Here is a 20,394-nt window from a genome sequence, read left to right on the forward strand (position 1 = left end):
CCCCTGGTTCATGCGGTTTGGTCAAAAAGGCTGGATTGAGGGGCTAAAACCTTGATGCGGAGTCCTTTTTGCTTCCCGCGCACAACGTGCACGGCTTCGAGTTCGCCGCGCTTGACACGCTGCAATACGGTTTGGCGCGACACCCCGAGCGCCCGCATGGCCTCGCGCATCGGCAGAAAGTCGTCGGACGTTTTGCCGTTGAAGCGGGCCTCGAGTTCGTCGGTCAGCCGAATGCGCCAGGGAGCGCAAGGCGTGAGCTGCTCGCCGGCGATGATGCCGTCATTGAGTAAACGGTGGATCGTCGAGGGAGCGACACCAAGCGCGACGGCGGCTTGCTTGATGGTCAGAAGATCGCCGGCGGCTTGCGGCTTGTCTGGGAAGCTCGGGATCTTCCAATGCCGGCGTAAATTACCGACGCGGTTGCGGTCGAAGCGGTGGCCGTAGGCCGTTGTGCGGCCCTGCCGGTTGAGGATGCCGGCGATCACGGCATCGGGATAATGCATTGCCAGTCGTCGCAGGAGTGCAACTGTATCTTCGTCGGTGCGGATCGTCGCTGGCCGCGATCGGGGCAGGGCGAGATCGATCTCGGTCAGCGCGCCGCCCTTCCAACGCAGCGTCAAATGGGCGACAAAGGCATTGCGTTCGACTTTGATGATGACCTCGTCGAGGAGCGTCCGCAGCAACTCTTTGCGGTCGCGCGGCGTCGTCGTGCTTGCGTTCCAGACGGAGACGAGATCGGGGCCCAGTGTGAGCAGGCGGTCACGCTCTCTGTTGGGTGATCGTATGGGGGCGAGCGGCCTCGCGACGCGCAAGGTCGGACTTTGCGGCCTCCAGCGCCTTCAAGGATGCTTCCCACTCTCGCTCGAGACCGCGCGCGACGAGGCGGTTGTCGGGATCGACGGCGCGATAGCGGCGTTCTGCGCGCTGGGCTTCGTAGCTGGCGCGTTCCACGGCAAGTCGCCATTGTTTGAGCGCCGCCTCGCGATCCGCTTCAAGCCGTTCCGCGGCGGTGAGTGTCGCGGTGAGCGTTGCGGGTTCTAAGGCGGCGATGAACGCCTGGGTTACGGCGCCGTCGATTTGAACGCCGCCGATATGGAGGCAATAGACGCCTCGGTTCTCCACCAGCACTTTGCCAGCACAGTGATAGCCCGGCGAAGAATTGCGTCCGCGATAGTGGGTATGCAGGCGGCGGCCGCAATGGCCGCAGCTGGCAAGACCTTGCAGGAGGGCGCCGCCCTCTCTCACGGCGCCGCCGCCCTTGTGCGGCTGAGGTCGCGTGTTCGCGGCAAGACGTTGCTGATTTGCTTCATAGGTCTGCCAATCGATGAAGCCTGGATGATGCTCGGGGATGAGGACCTGCCATTGGGAACGCGGCAAGAATCGAATCCGCTTCTTGCGCGCGCCAGTGACATCGAGAATCGTCTCTTGGCGCGTTTTGCCATAGACATAGGCGCCGGCATAGACGGGATTGGTCAAGACCTGGTGGATGGCGGTGTAGCTTGCCTCGACCCAGCGGATCTCGGCACGGGCGTGCAGCTGCAGCGGGAACGTGAGCCCCTCGGAACGAAACCAGAGCCAAACGCGACGCGCCGATCCCATCTCGGCAAAGCGCGCAAAAACATTGCGAATGGCGGCAACGACAGCCTCATCGGGATGGAAGCGAACCTCGCCATCAGCGTCGCCCCAGACGAAGCCGACCGGCAGACCGCGGCGCAGTTCGCCGGGCGCCGCCTTGTTGCGGATTCCGCCGTTGAGGCGAGCCCGCAGCACGTGCAGTTCGGCCTCGCTCATTGTGCCTTTGAGCCCCAGCAAAAGGCGATCATTGAACACGGCCGGATGATAAATGCCATCGGCATCGCCGATCAGCGTGTCGGTAAATCCGGCCAGATCAATCAGGCGATACCATTCGGCGTTACTGCGCGCCAGCCGCGAGACTTCGAGACCGAGCATCAGACCGACGCGCGCGAGCGCCACTTCCGCGGTGAGGCGGGCAAAGCCCGAACGCGCCACCGCGCCCGAACCGGAGAGGCCAAGCTCCTCGTCGATAACGGTGATGCGGTCATCGGGCCAGCCGAGGTCGCGCGCCTTGCCGACAAGCGCATATTGCCGCTCGGTCGATTCGCGGTTGCGCTCAACCTGTGCGGCGCTGGATTGGCGCAAATACACGACGGCCTGTCGAGACAGATGACTTGACGTAATCTTGGCGCGCTCATTCATCGCTTGCCTCCTTCGACGGGCCGTTCTGAAGCAGGCGTGAGATGAGACGCGCCAGAATCTCGATTGCCGCCATGCGGGCGGCTTCGTCGATTTGCTCCCAGGCGACTGGCGCGCTTGGTGGAACAGCGGGCTGATCGAAAAACTCCAGGTTCAATTGCATGGCGGCTCTCCTTGCACGGCGCCGACTCGGCACCCCGGATGCAAAGAGCGTCGACGAGCTTGCGCAAGTGGAGCAAATCACCGAGCCTGCCGACATCGTGGACAACGTCATCGGCATCGATCGGCGGCGTGCCTCCAAACGGCTCAACCTTCCAATCGGTTCAGCTCGCCGGAACCAACGACCGACTGCCATCCGGCAGAACTGTGAGGAGATAGTGGATGCCGCGCCGCCGAATGGCGTCGATCACGGCCAACGCCTGACCTTCAAAGGCGTGACGCGTGCGGGTGATCGTCACCGAAGCCGGAATATCATGGCGATGGGCAGTCTGTGGCCGCTTCCTTCGACACCATCGACCACGCACACTTGCGCCGATTCCTCGACCAGCGAGTCACGGACGGTGTCGTCCGGAAGATGATTGATAAATGGCTGAAGGCGGGGGTACTCGAAAAGGGCATCCTGCGCCGCACGACTGGTGGAACGGCCCAAGGCGGCGTGATCTCGCCACTGCTTGCAAACATCTACCTGCGTTATGTGCTGGACGAATGGTTCGAGCAGGTGGCGCGACCGCGGCTCAAGGGGCGGTGCCAACTGGTTCGATACGCTGATGATGCGGTGATTGCCTTTGAGGACCACCTGTCCGGCAAGCGATTGCTGAACGTGTTGGCAAAGCGGCTTGATCGGTATGGGCTTCAACTCCATCCGGCCAAGACTCGCTTCGTAGACTTCCGGTTCAAACGCCCAGGCGGACGTCATCCTGCGACGGCGGGAACCACGTTCAACTTCCTTGGCTTCACCCACGTGTGGGGTCTGTCGAGGCAAGGCAAGAATGTCGTCCGTCAGATAACGGCAAAAGACCGTTACGCACGCGCGCTGGCTTCTGTGATGGAATGGTGTCGGCAAAACCTGCACTGTTCGTTCAGGGAGCAGCACGCCCATCTGTCACGGGTAATCCGGGGGCACTGCGCCTACTACGGCATCTCCGGAAACGGCCGACGCATCAGATGGTACCACCACCAAGTCACGCGGTCATGGAGGAAATGGCTCGCACGGCGTGGCCGCCACAGCAATCTGCCGTGGACGCGCTTCCGGGCCATGCTCGCGCGATACCCACTGCCAACAGCCAAGATCGTCCACCAATATGCCGTCTCGTGAGCGAAGCTTGCGCGTGAAGAACCGGATGCGGGTAATCCGCTCGTCCGGGCCTGTGAGGGGCGGGGATGGCAACACCCCCGCCTACTCGGCAGCCAGCCAATGTGATGTCATCATTGCCGCGATCGGATCGCGCGAGCTTGTTATAGGCGGCATAACCACCCACCTGCAGGATGCCGCGATAACCATTGAGGTGCCGGACCGCGCATTCGCCGGCGCGGCTGTCTTCGAAGCGATAAGCCACCATCGGCGGACCGTTGCGGCCAAAGGTTCGGTCATCTCGAGCATAGGCCCATAAGTAGGCCGTCTTGGTCGATCCGGAGCCCAGAGCGAGCGTCGGCAAAGTGGTTTCGTCGGCAAAGACCCGTTCGGCCTTCTTGACCTCGCTGAAGATGTAGTCGGCCACGATCTCCAGCTCGAAGCCGAGCTTGCCCATCCATTGCGCCATCAACTGGCGGTCGAGCTCGACCTTGTCGCGGGCGTAGATGGCCTCCTGCCGATAGAGCGGCTGGCCATCGGCATATTTGGAGACGGCGATCTGGGCCAGAAGCGCTTCCGTCGGAATGCCTCCTTCAACGATATGGGCCGGAGCCGGCGCCTGGATTACGCCGTCCGCGTTCTTGAAGGCATACTTGGGACGGCGCGTGACGATCACACGGAACTTTGCTGGCACCACATCCAGGCGCTCAGACACGTCCTCGCCGATCAGCACCTTCTGCTTGCCGGCATGCTCAGCAAGGTCTTCCGGCTCAATGACGGTTTCGATCCGTTCCAGATGGGGCGCAAAGCCCTTGCGCCGACGCGGTGCACGCTTGCCATCCGCTTGCTCACGGCCCTTGCTGACCTGGGCCTTGATTGCAGCGATGCCGGTCTCGATCTCCTCGAAGACAAAGGCCTGCTGTTCATCGTCACCGTTCGCAGAGCCGAGCTTTTCCGATCGTCGGCCGAACCGGGCGCGGTCGAAGGCCTTCAGGATCTGCGTCAGCCGCTCGATGCGCGCATCGGCGTCGGCGTTGCGCACCCTGAGATCGGTGACTTCGCTCTCCAGAGCATCGGCGCGGGCCGCCTTCTCAGCCATGGCAAGCACCATGGCTTTCAACATCTCTACGTCATTCGGGAGGTTGAGATCGGGCGGCGTCATTGGCCCGACCAGAGCACATTTTGCCCCGTTTCTCTTGCCCTTTCAGCTCACTGATTCACTTCGCCGCAGCTCTTTTACCCAACAATCTCCGGCGGCTTGACCGCCACGGTCCGGACCCGCTTCCAGTCCATCCCATCCACCAGTGCCATCAACTGCGCGGGGTTAAGCTGCACCCGATGATGCCCGATCCGCGGCCAGCAGAACTTCGCCTTTTCAAGACGCTTTAAATAGAGGCACACGCCGGACCCATCCCACCATACGATCTTTATTCTATCGGCTCTTTTGGCCCGGAAGACATAAAGCGCACCGTCGAACGGTTAAGGTGCTGACGGACTATTGGCCCGCTGTGCGACCCACCGGGGATGGATGTTTCCCGGCGCCGTTACTGGAGAACCGATATCGACAAGCGCCGTGGATGCCACCTGCCGCAAGGCACATCGGGTGTCGAAACTCTCCAAGCCGGTGACGCTGCATTCGCTGCGGCATGCATTTGCGGTGCACCTGCTCGAAGCCGGAACCGATCTCCGCACCATCCAGCTCATGCTCGGCCATCGCAGCCTGTCAACGACCGCTCAGTATCTTCGGATCGCCACCAACAAGGTTTGCGCAGCGACGAGCCCGCTTGAACTGCTGCCGCGTCCGATCCTCAAGGCTTCCTCGCCGCCAACGCCCGAACATTTCTGACGGCCAGCCTCATGGGCCGCTCAGGTCCGGAGGTCGCGGATATATTCCGTCGCTACGGTGCTGCCTGGCGAGAGCAGCACTGGGCCTCGCTATCGACCGAACGACGCGCAGCGATGACTGCCATCGAGCGCTGCCGAACGTCGGCGCTCGGAGGGCACGTCGAACAGTGCGACCGCTGTGGTGAACGACGGATCGCGTACAACAGCTGCCGTTCCCGCAGTTGCCCCAAGTGCCAGTGGCTCGCCCGAGCGGAATGGATCGAGGCTCGGCGGGAAGAGCTTCTCGATACGCAGTACTTCCATGTCGTCTTCACCGTTCCCGACGAGATCGCCGCGATTGCCTTCCAGAATGCCAGCACGGTCTACAAGATCCTGTTCCACGCAGCCGCCGAGACTTTACGCACCATTGCTGCCGATCGGCGACATCTCGGCGCGGAGATCGGGTTTTTCGCGGTGCTTCACACATGGGGTCAGAATCTCAACCATCATCCCCATCTCCACTGCGTCGTGCCCGGCGGCGGGCTGTCGCCTGACGGCAGCCGCTGGATCGCGTGTCGTCCCGGTTTCTTCCTACCAGTCGCCGTGCTCTCCCGACTCTTCCGGCGATTGTTTCTCGAAGGCCTGCAAAGGGCCTTCGATGCCGGTGAGTTGCGATTCTTTTCGTCATTGGAACGGCTGCACGATCCCGTCGCATTCCGGCGCTATCTGAATCCCGCCCGCCAGGTCAACTGGGTGGTCTATGCCAAGCCACCTTCGCGGGCGCTGAGCAGGTTCTGGAATATGTCGGACGCTACACACACCGGGTGGCAATCACCAACAACCGGATCGTCGATATCGAGGATGGCAAGGTACGCTTCCGGTGGAAGGACTATCGCAACGAGAACCGGCAAAAGGTGATGACGCTCGACGCCGGGGAGTTCATCCGACGTTTCCTCGTCCATGTCTTACCCGAGGGATTTCAGCGCATCCGCTACTACGGTTTCATGGGCAACCGCTACCGCAAGCAAAAGCTCGCCCGCTGCCGCGAACTGCTCGGAATGCAGCAGTCCGATACGCCGCTAAAACCGAGGGAAGGGGCGCGATTATCGTGACAAGGTCGAGGAGCTGACCGGAGTTTCCCTGCGAGAATGTCCCTTTTGCCGTCAAGGGCAGATGGTGTGCATCGAGGTGCTCGCGCCCGTTGCGTCACAAGACCCACCTCTTATGGACACTTCATGACGGTCGGGCTTTTCAACTCATTGATCATCGTGCTTTCCGTCTGCCAAGGCAGACAGCAGGCGTCCTATTGTCACGCCTCCGACATCGAGCCCTCCAGGCGCTGGCGTCGCCGGTCCTTTCGTCCGGGAGACCATATCTCGATTAGAATGTTTCGCCACCAAGACCGCATCCAGCATGTCTCCGAAGCCGCGGCGACGGCGCTGTCCACCGGGAAGCAGCTTCCAATGTCCATAGCGGCAGCTGCGCGCTAGGCGGCTTCGTCCAACACGTTTTTAGATTACCGGCGCACTCGCAGCTGCGCACTTTGAAGTTTCGGTACCGCGCCGCCAATCTAAAAACGCTCTCTATTATGTGTCGGACGAGATTATGTGGCGGAGGCGCCCTAACGCCAGCCAGGTCCGGCCTCCCAGGGTTCCTCCGCCACATAATAATCAGATGCTGGCCAGCAGCTGCAGGATGGTGTCGTTCGGCCGGAAGCGCGCGCTGCGGTCGCCTGAGACGCCCGCCTTCTCGAGTCAAGGCCTCGTACCCTGCTCAGATAGTCAAAAAAGGAGCGCAAAAGCGGAGCGTCCGGATCATCGACTACAATGGGCGTCGAAGCAATGAACCGTTCGGGCGCCACCCGTCGCGCGTGTTGGAGCGCAGACACTGCCGCAATCCGCGGTGAGTCCGTGGTGAATGTGCATAGATAGCTATCGACGATAGCTTCGCCGATCGGCCGAGAACCGCAATGTGCTGCAGCAAAACGGCCGAACCGCGCGATCCGGCTCAGATAAAGCTTAGCGGATGCTTGCTTGCAACCGAGCGAGAAAAAGTGCCCCGCGATGCGATCCATCTCGGCGCCGAGCGCCCCGTCACGAAGGCGCTTAAGCACCCCGCGGTACGAAAAATAGAACTCGAGCATTGTGCCCCTCCGGCGTTACGGCGCAGGGGGATCCCGCGTCCGCACGAGGGGCACAAAATTATGTGGCGGAGGAATCCAGCCGTGGCCGGCCCTGGCTGGCGTTAGGGCGCCTCCGCCACATAATCTCGTCCGACACATAAATACGGGTTCGCGCGCAGTGCTTCGCTCACCAGCGCTGACAGCGTGTGCACCGACTTCCGAAAGTCGACCGGCTGGGCCGCCAGCACCACTTTGAGGTCTGACCGTAGCGCAATCACCCGATCCCTCGAAGCGCCGCCAGCACCGTCGCAAGCGTCGCCAGCTCCACGCCCGGCTCGACCCGGATGCGCGCCCCGTTCATCTCGATCTCGACCACTGCACAGACCTTGGCCGGCGACGCGGCAATCTCCAAGGGCTTCATCTGTACCGGCGAAATACACTCGGACTCGCCAGCTCTCCCGCCATCGCTCTCGGCACCAATTTGGATCGGCACGAAGTTCTGGGCTTGGCCGGCTACCGCCCCCGCAACCTGGCGTCGCCACACCGTGAGCAGTCCGCGCGAAACGCCGTTGCGCCGCGCCACCTCGGAGATGTTCGCACCCTCCTCAAAGCTCTCCGCCGCGATCCGGGTCTTCTCCTCCCTCGTCCACCGGCGCCGCCGGCGTTCCCCAGTGATCACCTCGATGCGACGATAAGAGTCACCTTCCTGCCTGGCATCAAGCATGGCATTTGCCATCGCGTCACCTCCACCCTTCACCTCATGCCAGGCTATATCCCAAGCGAACCGTGCGATGACGAGGTGGAGGCCTCATGCCGGTTACAATCTATCTCTGAGGTCGTGCACGAACTTCGTGACGTCATAGGCCTTGTCGGCCCCTAGTGTGATCCGTTTCGTGCACCCGCGCGCATCGATCATGGCAAGCGCGACCTCCCGTTCGGCGCTGCCCGTCGCTTGGCGGACCCCGCCCAAAACCGCTAAATCATTGCGGTTCGCGCCCGACGCACGGGGCATGCTTGCGGCAACGCGAAAATTGAATCGGGGCGTACCGCGTGCTGCTGTTCGAAAACGAACGCGCCCGATGTCTGGAAACACCAAGCTGTGTGCGAACGTGACAATCGGCGGCAAAACCGCGAGCGATTTCTCTAGTTAATACTTGGCCCAAATCGTGCACCGCGCTACGGGATGAAGGCGACAATGGCCATCATGTCTAGCCCATCACCTTTTTATCATCAAACCGAGGAGGACAGTGCGCATGTCTAAATCTCAACAGTTGCTCATGGAAGCACTATATGGTCGCAACATATGGGAGGGGTTCATACCGCTTAGGACGACCGACGACGTAGAAGGATGGAACGGAGATCATCCCTCTTTGCAGCGCTTGGCTCGTTCCAACGGCGAAAAGACTGCCATTGATGTTGGAGTTTGGAAGGGGCAATCGACCATCACGATGGCTCAAGCTATTAGGGAAACTGGACTTGATGGCTGTGTTATCGCCGTCGACACATTCTTGGGTTCTGCCAAGTATTGGGGACGCACAGAGCCGCCACTGCTAGAGCGTAGTAATGCAATGCCGAACGTCTTTCAGACGTTCATGTCAAATGTCTGCAACGCTGGTCTACAAGACTACGTAATTCCACTACCTCAAACGTCAGTTGCCGCTGCGTTGATTCTCAAAAATCTTAGAATCACTGCTAATGTCATACATATAGACGCTGAGCATCAATATGACGAGGTTCGGCGAGATATCGAGGAGTACTGGAATATCCTTGAAATGGGTGGGTATATGATTGGTGATGACTACGAAGAGCGCTTTTCAGGAGTCATTCGCGCCGTCGGAGAGTTCTCGGCACAGCATAGTCTTCCGCTCGCCGTAGAAACACCGAAATGGATTTTGCGAAAGATATCGTAATCCCGGCTTCTGGTTGTTCGCCGTTTGCGGCGCTAATACCTTTGGAGACTACCGTATCATCTTTGTTCTCGAAGTTCTGGCGGACAAGGTGTATTCACGCCAGAGCTTGAAGAATGCGTCGGAGCGCATTCGCACCAATCATGGGGTAATCGGCGCAGACGGGGCATTGAGGAGTTCTAGTGTCCTGTCCCGGTAATTCGTGAGCAAAGTCGATGCAGCTTCTCAGGGATTGCGTCTGCCGTAGCAGTCCAGCGGAAGGGCTGGCAGTTGGCGTTGTATGCCGAGACGAAGTGATCGATTTTCCGGACGAGTTGCTTAACGCTGGAGAAGGATCCGCGGCGGATCGCCTTGTCGGTGATCAATGCAAAGAAGCGCTCTATTTGGTTAAGCCAGGAACTGTAGGTCGGAATGAAGTGCATGTGCCAACGAGGTCTGATCGCGAGCCAGGCCCTGATCTTCGGCTGATTGTGGGGAGCGTAATTGTCGATGATACAGTGGATATCCAGTCCCGTGGAAACCGCTTTATCAATCTCGCGCAGGAACGACAGGAATTCCTGATGCCGATGACGCGGCTTGCATCTGGCGAGTACCGTCCCATCAATCACATTCAGCGCTGCGAACAACAACGTGGTGGTCCCGTGGCGCTTGTAGTCGTGAGTAATCCCTTCGACGTAACCGAAGCCCATCGGCAGCATTGGCTGCGTACGCTCCAGAGCTTGACATTGACTCTTCTCATCCACGCAGATCACCAAAGCATTGTCGGGCGGGCTCAGTTACAGCCCGACGACGTCGCGCAACTTCTCGATGAAGAATGGATCGTTGGACAGCTTGATGCCTTCAGAGCGATGCGGTTGCAAGCCGAACGTCCGGAAATAGCGCTGTACGCTGGTCTTGGAAATGCCAGTTTCGGCAGCCGCGGAGCGAACGCTCCAATGTGTGGAACCATCAAACGGCTTGGTGTACAGCGTCGTTCCAATCAGCTGAGCTACGCGTTCGTCATCGATCGTTCGCGGCGCGCCTGGGCGAACATCGTCGTACAGGTTGGCCAGGCGCCCTCTGATGAAGCGCGATCGCCACTTCCCGGCTGTAGCATTGCTCAGTTGCATCCGCTGCGCGATCGCATTGTTGGGCTCACCATCTGCGCTACTCAATATGATGCGCGCACGACTGCTGAGCGCCGCGGGCAGCGAGCGGCTACGCGCAAACGCTTGAAGCTGCGAACGCTCCTGATCCGACAACACAAGCTCTACCTTCGGTCTGCCTATCGTCATCGCCATCTCCATGAAACCGCGAAAACCATGCAGAATTAATGCCATTTATTTGCGGGACAGGACACTAGGGCGCTCTTTCATTTGCATCCTGCATGGAGGCGCCTTCTGTCCATATTTAAGACCATCAGGGTCTATTCACCACCGTATGCAGAACAACCTTGCGGATTGTCTCCCGAGGCTTGACCCAAGCGAACCCATCACCTATGGAAGGAGTTCAGCGAATGGTACTGCCCAACGCAACTCAAGTATTCCCGCGCAGCGAGTATTTGCGGAGGCTGGCCGCAGTTAAGGCGGAGATGAAGCGACGCGAAGTTGATGCTCTGGTGGTTACGACTCCAGCCAACATTACATATCTCTCGGGATACACCGCTAAGTCTGGGTATGTGCCCCAAGGATTGGTGGTCTCGATAGGAGATGAGGAGCCCACCTTCATCACGCGTCGGATGGACGGACCCGCAGCACTTCATCAAATGTTCATCGATCGCAGTCGTGTGATTGGCTATCCAGAAGCTCTGATCGCAAACCCCGAAAAAGACGGCTTTGACGCCATTATAGATTTTGTTTTGGACAAAGGTCTAAACCACAAGAGGATCGGTTTGGAAGCAAAGTATCTTACAAGGGATAACATTGGCAAATTCGAGGCGCGCTTACCGAAAGCAGAGCTTCTCGACTGTACCAACGCTGTAACGTGGATCCGCGGCGTAAAGTCCGATCTCGAAATTGCTTTGATGCGCGAAGCAGCCGCCATTACCGATGCGGGCATGTTGCGGGCAAGAGAAGTGATCCGGCCGGGCGTCAGAGAAGCTGATGCGGCCGCCGAAATCCTCGCAACCTTGATCCGCGGCGCTAACGGTAAGCCAGGTACGGATACCGCAAGCTTTTACCTCTGTGCGACGCCGAGAATATCTACATGCCACATTCGTTGGACTGAGGATGTCTTTCAACCAGGTTCACAGATCAATCTCGAATTCAGTGGCGTGCGTCACGGCTATACGTCTCCTCTGATGCGCACGATGTCGATCGGTAAGCCATCAGAGCGCTTGCGTCGGTTGCACGAGGGGGAGGTGGCCGGGTTAGAAGCCGCGTTAGCGTCTGCTAAGACCGGGGCAACTTGTAGCGACGTTGCCGTCGCCTTCAACACCACGCTCAAGAAGCACGGTTTCGTGAAGGAATCGCGCTGTGGTTATGCAGTTGGAATCGATTGGACCGAACCAACAGCCAGTCTAAAGGAGGGAGATACGACTATACTTCAGCCGAACATGACGTTCCACTTGATGCTCGGCAACTGGATAGACGAGGAGTTCGGCTACGTGATCAGCGAGACGTTTCGCGTCACCGACACTTGTGGAGAGCCGTTCACAAAGTTAGGTCGTGACCTTTTCGAGATGTCGTAACGGTACGAACAAGCCGTTTAAAACGGCGAGTTCCTCGGCATGGATTGGACCGTTGAGATCAAATCCTGGCTGCGAAGAATGCGGGTGTGCGGAGCCAAACGTGTCGTCGTACTGTCGTTAAGTAAACTATCATCATAATCATTCAACGTAGCATCGCGAGGTCGGCCTAGCTAACCTGGTGGTACGAACAGCAAACTTGGTGAGGGTCACGTTGTAGGGTTGCTGGGGCGGCGTTTTTAAGATGATTTCTGCGCCATCGACTAATCCGCCGGGTCGCACGCCTAAGCACGGCCGAAAACAAGATGAATCCTGACGCTGAAGTGGACCCCGGATTTTGGACCAGCGGCTTAGGTGGTGCGGATGTCGTTCCGTTTTGGTAAACGGAGCGGACCATGAAGAAGACGAGACGGAAAATCGATGCGGCGCTGAAGGCGAAGATTGCCTTGGAGGCGCTGCGGGAACAATCAACGGTGACGGATCTGGCGCAGCGCTACCAGGTGCATGTGAACCAGATTTATGCGTGGAAGAAGCAGCTTCAGGATCAAGCGGTTCGGGCGTTCGACGCGGGCGCTGGTCGGGATGGCGAGGCGGCTCACGAACTGGAGGTCGAGAAGCTCCACGCCAAGATCGGACAATTGACGGTCGAGCGAGATTTCTTAGCCAGGAGGTCCGGAAGATGAGCGCGCCGGATCGCCGAGGATTGCTTCAGCGCGATCATGAGAGTCTATCGATCCGCCGGCAATGCCAACTGCTGAGCGTTGCGCGATCGAGCATATATCGGCCGCTGCGGCCGGCCAATGACAACGACGTTGAGCTGATGCGGCGGATCGACCAGCTGTTCACGGCCTGGCCGTTCCTGGGCTCGCGGCGAATGGTGGCGATGCTCAATGGCGAAGGGTGTCGCATCAATCGCAAGCGCGTGCAGCGGTTGATGCGCAAGATGGGCATCGCGGCGCTGGGACCAAAGCCCAGAACCACAAAGCCGGCGCCGGGACACAAGATCTTCCCCGTATCTCTTGCGCCATATGGTCATCGATCGGCCGAATCAAGTGTGGGCGGCCGATATCACTTATGTGCCGATCGGCCATGGCTTTCTGTATCTGGTGGCGATCATCGATTGGGCGAGCCGTGCGGTGCTGGCCTGGCGCCTGTCGAACACGATGGACACATCGTTCTGCGTGTCTGCGCTCGAAGAGGCCTTGGCACGCTTCGGCCGGCCTGAGATCTTCAATACCGACCAGGGCAGCCAGTTCACCAGCGCCGCCTTCACCAGCACGCTGGCCGCCACCGGCGTCAGGATCTCGATGGACGGTCGCGGGCGCTGGATGGACAACATGTTCATCGAGCGGCTGTGGCGCTCTCTCAAATACGAGGACATCTATCTCAAGGGTTATTCGGATGGCCACGAGGCCAAAGCCGGAATCGCCCGATGGATCGAGTTTTACAATTTTCAGCGCCCTCATCAGGCGCTGGAAAACCGCGCGCCGATGGCGGTCTGGCGGGCCGGTGTCACCGGCGCATTCGGCGAAGAGGCTGTGGATATGACGCTTCTCGCAAGCGAGAAGCTTGGACAACGCTGCGCGTTGCCCACATCCCCACAGCCACAACAGCAGCAAGCAAGAGTAGCGTAAAGTTATTGAAGAACGAACGGCAGCAGTTCCACTTAAGAAACCGGACCCAGTGGTCCTCAGCATAGGGTCCACTTCACCTGACGCATGCTAACCTCCCATCTTCGAACGATTGCCTTGCATTTGAAACTGGACTAGGTGTTTAGTCCCGGCATTTGCTGGCGGGTTGAGTTTGAATCGTTCTGGCTGGAAAGTCCAGCATTTGCAGATTTATTCGTAGGGTGTGAGGCCCTTCAGGGTCTTCAGCCGCCGAGCATAATTGTAGGCGGTGATGAAGTCGGCAAGGTGAGCTTCGAGCTGATCGAGTCGATCGTAATGGTAGCGTTGGACGATAGCTTCCTTGATCGTGCGGTTCATGCGCTCGACCTGGCCGTTGGTCCAGGGATGCTTGATCTTGGTCAGCCGATGTTTTTCCTGGCATCGCATGTCGTGCGTCACGTATCTTGCCGTCGGACCGCCGGCGTAGCGCGGCGGGAAGGTGAACTGGATCCCATTGTCGGTGAGCACTGTGTGGATTTTGTAGGGGACGGCTGCGATCAGAGCTTCGAGGAAAGCCGAGGCTGAGGTCCTTCGGTCTTCTTGACCAGTTGCACGAAGGCGAACTTGCTGGTGCGATCGATGGCAACATAGAGGTAGAGCTTGCCTTCAGCGGTCTGGAGCTCAGCGATATCGATATGGAAATAGCCGATCCGATAAGCCTTGAACTTCTTCTTCGCAGGCCGATTGCCCTCAGCCTCCGGCAATCGGCTGATGCCATGGCGCTGGAGGCCGCGATGCAGGGACGACCGGCGTCAGATGCGGGATGGTCGGCTGCAGCGCATAGAAGCAATCGTCGAGCGGCAGCAGCGTATGCCGCCGGAAAGTGACGATGATCCTCCTTAGGGCCAGTCGAACGATCAGCGACGGTCTCGCGTTGCTTCCACTTCGCGACAGTCTTCTGGTTGATCCCGAGCGCTTGGCGAGGCCTCTCAGGCTCTCTTGACTATTTTGTATTGCTCGACGGACAGCCTCCGTCGTGGTGGCGCAGCCCGTCGCTGAAATATCTAGAGGGGAAAGCCTCGCCAGAATGGAATTTCTGAAAAACAGTTGCGAACGAGTAGGGGCGGAGACGAGCCGTTCTGATGAGGAGCGTCTTTCGGCAGCGTTTCTAGGAACCGGATCCGAACAGTCGGCAGAGCCAAAAACAAACGGTAACTGGCTGGTCATAGCGCGTACAGTCTCCGCCAAGACTTCATGAAAGTCCGATGTCAAGCGTACCGGTTGGCGCATCGCCCAACCGACAATCTTGCGGCTGAAGAGGTCCATGACCGTGGCCAGATAAAGCCAGCCCTCCGCGGTCTCGAATGGAGTAAGAAGCGCATAAGCGCTTCTCCTCCCCGAACCGTACGGGCACCTTTCAGCGCATACGGCTCTCCGTTCAGGTCTGGCCCATGGCCATTGCGACATCCTGATATCGCGAGGTGATGGTCTTAGGGCTCCTCCCTGAAGATGTAGGGACTTGCTTCCGGGCTTCTCCATCGGAACTGCCCCTTTGGACTGGATACCAATCGGTGTAATGCTTTCCCGACACGGTAGCCTCGTTCACCGACCCCATGGACAAGCCAGGTCTTGGCCTGCCCAGCGACTGGCGCTCGATACCAGCTCCGCATCAATGGTTTGATACGGCTCCGATACTTTATCGCCAGCCAGTGCGCCATTTTCCAGAACACGACATGATCGATGTGCCGGAATGTGGTCGCAGTGAAGTCCGTATACTTGTAGAAGGCCGCCCAGCCCCGCAGTTGGCGGTTCAGGCGGTCCACCATGTCGACCTTAGCAAGATCATGATCACCGGAGAGGACCTTTGACAATCTATGCGCGAATGCCTTGGCCTTCTCCTTGGGTATGGTCGTGACGACCGCCATCCGTCCGCTTGATCCTCGCTTGCGAATGATCCGAGGCCCCAGAAAGACGAAGCCGTCATTGACGTGGGTGATATGGGTTTTCTCCATATTCAACGTCAACTTCAGCTTGCCTTCCAGAAAGGCACGGCATTCCTCACGGACAGCCTCGGCATGGGCCTTCGTCCCTTTGACGATGACGACGAAGTCATCGGCATAGCGGCAATAGGCTACGGCAGGTTTCCACTCGCGGTTCTCTCGAACCGTGATCGGACGACCCTGCTGAATGCCGAAGTTCCACGCCCAGCGATCCTTCCTCGCTTTCTTGTTCAGGTATTTCGCCTCCAACCAGCAATCAAACTCGTGGAGCATGATGTTGGACAGGAGCGGCGACAGAACGCCGCCTTGCGGAACGCCTTCACTGGCTGCGAAGAACAAGCCACGGTCAACGTGACCGGTTTTGAGAAGTCGCCAGAGCAGATCAATGAACCTCAGGTCCCTGATGCGACGACGCACGCATTTCAGGAGCAGCCGATGATGGACAGTGTCGAAGTAACTCGCCAGATCACCTTCGATGATCCAGCGGCCCTTCGAGTCAGAGCTATCCTGCAACTGCATCATCACTGTGCGAACCGCATGATGAACACTGCGCTCAGGACGGAAGCCGTAGGAACCGGAGTGGAAGTCGCTCTCCCAGATCGGCTCCATGGCCATCAGCATCGCCCGCTGGACGATACGGTCCAGCAAGATCGGTATACCCAATGGTCTCAACTTGCCGTTGGCCTTCGGGATATGAATGCGCTTGACCGGTGTCGGACGATAGCTGCCGTCCAGCAGGACCACTCGCAACCGCTCCAGATGACGGTCCAGACCAGCAGCAAGCCGTCGCTTGTCCGTTCCGTCAAGACCCGGTGTATTGGCGCCTTTCGACGCCAGGACGATCCGGGCCGCCTCAGCAAGCCAATTCCTGTCGGTGATGAGCCTCAGCAATCGATCAAACCGGCGGGTCTGATCGGCCGCGGCCCATGTCGCGAGCTTGTGCTGCATTTCACTGATTATCTAAGGTCTTCACCTCGTTAGGTCAGATCACATGCACTTCAAGCAACTCAAACTGCTCCCCTTCGCCATGTAACCGGCTTTCCCGGTCTCGGACTACTACGGGAGCTCTACCAGCATGGGGGACATCGGGGTCAACTCCCTTGCCATTCCGCTCATGCCTTCCCTCGTTCATATGTTGGACTACCAGCGCATCGGTGAGATTACCGGTCGCAGTCTTTTCCCTTGCTTGCTGCAAGTCGATGCCGTTGCCTCGGTCTGGCTGTGTTCTCCCCTCGGCCCCCGCAAGACGCCATACATCTGCGCTCGCGTTCGCGTGTCTCCGGTTACATATCCATCGACACCATTCAGCATTCCGCCTCTTAAACCGTGTAGGCGGAGGCGACATTTCAGCCCACAGACGCGGATGAACCGGTTCGTGTTCCTCAACCTTCCGATACTCAGCCTCGGGAACCATCTAGACTAGGCGTAACGGTTTCGCCTCAGTCCCCTTTACCTGCGGGCTACGTCATCATGCCAGTTGACAGCAGGTCACCGCCGATTGGGCTCATGCTTCCCCACAGCGGGAAGCAGCTCGTCAAACTCCTCCTTTCTCAATGCATTCCAAACATACGCTTCCCCGATTTCTCGGAGCGAGGCGCACTGTAGGTGATGTCGGCAAGCCAGACCCGGTTTGGGGCTGCGGCGGTGAAGTCGCGCATGATCAGGTTCGGTGCGATCGGCAGGTCATGACGGCTGTCGGTGGTGCGAACCAGGCGTGGTGGCGCCATGATGGCTCGGATGCCATGCCGCTGCATCATCCGCTCGATCCGGCCACGGTTGGTGCCGCGTCCCTGCGACGTCAGAGCGGCATGGATTCGCGGACTGCCATAGCGCCCGCCACTGTCCTGATAGACCTGCCGGACCTCAGCCAGCAGCGTGGCATTGGCTTCTGTCCGTTCGCTCACCGGGCGCGTGCGCCAAGCGTAATAGCCGGCCGGCGAGACCTCGAGCACCTCACACATCAGCCGAACCGGATACACGTTGCGGTGATCCTCGATGAAGCGGAAGCTCATGTCCGGGTTCCGGCAAAGATCGCGATCGACTTCCTAAGAAACAGCCGGATTTGCGTTCCCCGGAATGGCCTGCAATACCAAGCTCAGCGATTTGGCCCGGCGCTGAAGGTTTGCGAGGACGCGGTTGCGATATTGTTGCTCGTAGTGGTCGGCGCCTGGATCCTTATAGCTCATGCCGTGCCGGAGGGCGTTGTAGAATAGAACTGCGATCTTGCGGGCGGTCGCTGTCACCGCCTTTGACTTACCCGCACGTGAGGCCAGTCGGCGATAGAATGCTCCGAGCGCCGTATCGCTCCGCCCGACCGTTGTTGCCGCCAACCGCAACAGTGCGGCTGCCCGACTGGATGATCTTCGTATGCGCGAGGACAACACCTTGCCGCCAGAGATTTTGTTGCCTGGTGCAAGGCACAGCCAGGAAGTGAAGTGCTTGGCACTCGGAGCTGCCCTCAGATCTGTGCCACACTCGCCGACGAGCTTCAAGGCCAGCGATGGACCCAACCCATGGATCTCAGTCAGATCGACGCCGAGCAGGCCATACAACGCGGACCTGACATCGAAGGTGGGCGTATTGACTTGTTTGGTCTTGATGCGTGGCTTGGATAGCTTTGCGACCGGTCTTGCGCCTTTATTGTTCAGTGCCGCGATCAAGACCTCGAGCTTGCGGTCGCAGTCCAGCATCTTCGCCTGGTAGACGTCGTAGAGTTCCAGCGATTGGGTCAACGCGAAGACATGTTCGTGCCGGTCGTTGCCCACCAGTGCCGCGCGGATCGTCTCGATGGATGAATGGCATCGCGCGTCGCGGTAGGTTGCCAAGACGTCAGGATTGCGCTCGCCTGCTACAATGGCTCGGATAATCCGCATGCCGGTCGCGCCGGTGATATCGGAGACGACATGATGGAGTTGCAGGTTCATCTCCATCAGCGCCTTCTGCATATGCTGGATATGGGCGGCGGCATATTCGACCAACCGCTCCCGCTGGCGCAGGTATGCGCGCAGGGTTGCAATCTCGGCATCAGGTCGGAAGCTGCCGCGTAACAGGCCATAGGAATGAAGCTCGCGCAACCACGCAGCATCACTGACATCGGTCTTGCGTCCGGGCACGTTCTTGGCGTACCGCGCATTGACCAAAATCACCTCAAACCCGCGCTGCTCCAGAACCTCATAGACAGGGATCCAATAGACCCCGGTAGATTCCATCGCGACACTCGTCACGCCGCAGGCTTTGAACCAATCCGCCAGCTCATGCAGGTCTCGCGTAAATGTGCCGAAAGAGGTTAACCGCAGCCATGTGCATCCTTGATCCGATGTCGATGGCGGCGGCCCCGACGTTGACCGGCTTCAGTTCCGGTCGGTTGCCGGTCGTCCTCTTGGGCATGGCAGTCCTCCAATCAATGATGAGCAGGAGGGTCTGGGCTATGCCAATCGTCATCTTCCCAATCGGGATCGTCGCTAGCCCGTCTTATTCATCAGCGGATTGTTGAGAGGCTGGCGAGCGTGGCGTAAGCCGCTGAGGTGGCGTAGGATTCGGTTGCTAACACCCACCCTCCGCACATCCGGGCCGCCACACTCGCCATGACCGACGATACGAGTCTGCCGTTCTCATTTCCAGCCGTTTCCCGCAAGAAGATCACAGCCTCGTTCGACGGCGGCAAGCTGACGTCGGATGGCGGCGTCATGCTTCTGGCCATGGCGGACCGGCGCCTCGGCTTGGCCGCGAAGTTGTCCTGCGTATTCCCGGAGCGGCGCGATCCGGGACGCATCGTGCACAGCCTTGCGGATAACCACCGTCACCGATGTTGTCTGCCCGAGCGTGCCATCCCGGCCACAGATTGGAGCGTTTCGCACAAAGTCGCGTCTTAAAACTTACGATGGAAAGGCTTAAGCGTTGCGATCATTCGTAAAATGTCTAGTTCGTTTGAAATGAGCGCAGGGTCGCGATCATCCGACGGCACTAGGAGCACCTTGAGCCGGTCGTCCTGCAAGAGCATATGGTTCTGCAAGAGCCGAACAAGCTGTCGAGCACGTCTATTTCAGGGAGGCGGGCCTGGTCTCGCTCAGGGTTGTCGCGGCTGGAAGCTTGCTTGAAACTGCGGTGATCAGATATATCGGAGGGGCGGTGCTTCGTTTTTGTGGGGGACACATCTTTCGACGCATCAATCAGTCGTGCTGTTTCACGGCAACGCACACAGGATCCGTATCGAGGATTGCGTCGGCTGGTCAAGGAGCGCCTAGATCCGGGGGCCTCTCTTTGGGTACGTTCAAGCGGTGACATTTCAGGGCGTTCAGACAGCATTGTGCGGGGTCCGTGTTTGGCCGGTGATGCTCTGAATGCGCATGTGCTTCCGGTGACACATGACTACTTTCGTCTGTCCTGGATTGCGCCGCTCTGGCGTAACCCAGACGCTGGTCCGCTTCGAAGCCCGAGGCTTGATTCGCAAGATGAGCGGCGTGTTGCAGATCGATCAACGCCAATCCCTCCAAGAAAATGGATGCAGCTCCTATAAGCTGGTTCCAAGCGCTTATGCCTCGTTCAGTCGGCAATCTCGGTGGAAGAGGCAATGAGCTGGCAAAGTCGAGGTGACACGTTGAGGTAGGCAACAAGATTGTCCGTCCGCTGCGTACTGTGTTCGTCGGAGCGCCAAACCCCCGAATCAAGGTATCTCATTACGGATCATGGCAGACAGTAACAGCAGCCGCCCTGAAGTATCGGAGACAGCTGAACAGCGCGAATTGAGGCGCTGCAAGCAGG

General features: G+C 59.0%; 11 protein-coding genes and 9 pseudogenes. 8 read left to right on the plus strand and 12 right to left on the minus strand.

The window, feature by feature from the left end; all coding sequences use genetic code 11:
* Positions 1–8: 8 nt before the first annotated feature.
* From ACVIGB_RS41825 to ACVIGB_RS41835, 3 genes are read right to left on the minus strand one after another with little or no spacing between them, the layout of a single operon-like run.
* The gene (locus ACVIGB_RS41825; RefSeq protein ID WP_456749421.1) at positions 9–812 is read right to left on the minus strand and encodes a helix-turn-helix domain-containing protein; all 804 of its coding nucleotides are present in this window, start codon (positions 810–812) and stop codon (positions 9–11) included.
* Complete coding sequence (locus ACVIGB_RS41830) at positions 760–2,217, minus strand: recombinase family protein (RefSeq protein WP_456724938.1); 1,458 nt, start codon at positions 2,215–2,217, stop codon at positions 760–762. The genes ACVIGB_RS41825 and ACVIGB_RS41830 overlap by 53 nt, the downstream gene beginning before the upstream one ends.
* The gene (locus ACVIGB_RS41835) at positions 2,210–2,377 is read right to left on the minus strand and encodes a hypothetical protein (RefSeq protein ID WP_456724937.1); all 168 of its coding nucleotides are present in this window, start codon (positions 2,375–2,377) and stop codon (positions 2,210–2,212) included. The genes ACVIGB_RS41830 and ACVIGB_RS41835 overlap by 8 nt, the downstream gene beginning before the upstream one ends.
* Here ACVIGB_RS41835 and ACVIGB_RS41840 point away from each other — a divergent pair.
* Both ACVIGB_RS41840 and ACVIGB_RS41845 read left to right on the plus strand, forming a co-directional pair.
* Complete coding sequence (locus ACVIGB_RS41840) at positions 2,376–2,792, plus strand: hypothetical protein (protein ID WP_456724936.1); 417 nt, start codon at positions 2,376–2,378, stop codon at positions 2,790–2,792. The two genes, ACVIGB_RS41835 and ACVIGB_RS41840, sit on opposite strands and share 2 nt — an antisense overlap.
* On the plus strand, positions 2,705–3,529 hold the full coding sequence (locus ACVIGB_RS41845) for a reverse transcriptase domain-containing protein (protein ID WP_456724935.1): 825 nt from the start codon (positions 2,705–2,707) through the stop codon (positions 3,527–3,529). Before ACVIGB_RS41840 ends, ACVIGB_RS41845 begins: the two co-directional genes overlap by 88 nt.
* 88 nt (positions 3,530–3,617) lie before the next feature.
* Here the strand turns inward: ACVIGB_RS41845 and tnpC are convergent.
* Together tnpC and tnpB are read right to left on the minus strand one after the other, a co-directional pair.
* Positions 3,618–4,667, minus strand: a pseudogene (gene tnpC / locus ACVIGB_RS41850) (IS66 family transposase); the annotation flags it as partial.
* A 74-nt stretch (positions 4,668–4,741) separates the two neighbouring features.
* Positions 4,742–4,936 carry an IS66 family insertion sequence element accessory protein TnpB gene (gene tnpB, locus ACVIGB_RS41855; RefSeq protein WP_456749399.1) on the minus strand — a complete coding sequence of 65 codons (195 nt, stop codon included), beginning with the start codon at positions 4,934–4,936 and terminating at the stop codon, positions 4,742–4,744.
* A gap of 41 nt (positions 4,937–4,977) precedes the next feature.
* On the opposite strand from tnpB, the pseudogene ACVIGB_RS41860 reads away from it, so the two are divergent.
* A pseudogene (locus ACVIGB_RS41860) lies at positions 4,978–5,351 on the plus strand (tyrosine-type recombinase/integrase); the annotation flags it as partial.
* An 11-nt stretch (positions 5,352–5,362) separates the two neighbouring features.
* A pseudogene (locus ACVIGB_RS41865) lies at positions 5,363–6,568 on the plus strand (IS91 family transposase).
* 1,157 nt (positions 6,569–7,725) lie between these two features.
* Here the strand turns inward: ACVIGB_RS41865 and tnpA are convergent.
* Together tnpA and ACVIGB_RS41875 are read right to left on the minus strand one after the other, a co-directional pair.
* Positions 7,726–8,187, minus strand: a complete 462-nt coding sequence (gene tnpA / locus ACVIGB_RS41870; RefSeq protein ID WP_456749304.1) for an IS66-like element accessory protein TnpA — start codon at positions 8,185–8,187, stop codon at positions 7,726–7,728.
* Between the two features lie 87 nt (positions 8,188–8,274).
* Positions 8,275–8,442: pseudogene (locus tag ACVIGB_RS41875) on the minus strand (IS5/IS1182 family transposase); the annotation flags it as partial.
* Between the two features lie 262 nt (positions 8,443–8,704).
* On the opposite strand from ACVIGB_RS41875, the gene ACVIGB_RS41880 reads away from it, so the two are divergent.
* Positions 8,705–9,361 (plus strand): class I SAM-dependent methyltransferase, encoded by a 657-nt coding sequence (locus tag ACVIGB_RS41880; protein WP_456724933.1) that lies wholly within the window; start codon positions 8,705–8,707, stop codon positions 9,359–9,361.
* A gap of 176 nt (positions 9,362–9,537) precedes the next feature.
* Here the strand turns inward: ACVIGB_RS41880 and ACVIGB_RS41885 are convergent.
* Positions 9,538–10,632: pseudogene (locus tag ACVIGB_RS41885) on the minus strand (IS630 family transposase).
* A 221-nt stretch (positions 10,633–10,853) separates the two neighbouring features.
* Between ACVIGB_RS41885 and ACVIGB_RS41890 the strand changes: the two are divergent.
* Both ACVIGB_RS41890 and ACVIGB_RS41895 read left to right on the plus strand, forming a co-directional pair.
* A complete protein-coding gene (locus ACVIGB_RS41890) occupies positions 10,854–12,026 on the plus strand; it encodes a M24 family metallopeptidase (protein ID WP_456724932.1) in 1,173 nt (390 codons plus the stop codon).
* Between the two features lie 392 nt (positions 12,027–12,418).
* Positions 12,419–13,513: pseudogene (locus ACVIGB_RS41895) on the plus strand (IS3 family transposase); the annotation flags it as partial.
* Positions 13,514–13,788: 275 nt separating this feature from the next.
* On the opposite strand, the pseudogene ACVIGB_RS41900 reads toward ACVIGB_RS41895, so the two are convergent.
* From ACVIGB_RS41900 to ACVIGB_RS41915, 4 genes and pseudogenes are all read right to left on the minus strand, one after another.
* Positions 13,789–14,695 (minus strand): annotated as a pseudogene (locus ACVIGB_RS41900) (IS481 family transposase).
* 428 nt (positions 14,696–15,123) lie between these two features.
* A complete protein-coding gene (gene ltrA, locus ACVIGB_RS41905; RefSeq protein ID WP_456724931.1) occupies positions 15,124–16,581 on the minus strand; it encodes a group II intron reverse transcriptase/maturase in 1,458 nt (485 codons plus the stop codon).
* Positions 16,582–17,183: 602 nt separating this feature from the next.
* Positions 17,184–17,645: an IS3 family transposase gene (locus ACVIGB_RS41910; RefSeq protein WP_456724930.1), complete on the minus strand. Its 462-nt coding sequence runs from the start codon at positions 17,643–17,645 to the stop codon at positions 17,184–17,186.
* 33 nt (positions 17,646–17,678) lie between these two features.
* Positions 17,679–19,020 (minus strand): annotated as a pseudogene (locus ACVIGB_RS41915) (IS110 family RNA-guided transposase).
* 197 nt (positions 19,021–19,217) lie between these two features.
* On the opposite strand from ACVIGB_RS41915, the pseudogene ACVIGB_RS41920 reads away from it, so the two are divergent.
* Positions 19,218–19,445 (plus strand): annotated as a pseudogene (locus tag ACVIGB_RS41920) (transposase); the annotation flags it as partial.
* Positions 19,446–20,394 lie beyond the last annotated feature (949 nt).

It is taken from the genome of Bradyrhizobium sp. USDA 4341, from assembly GCF_054063755.1.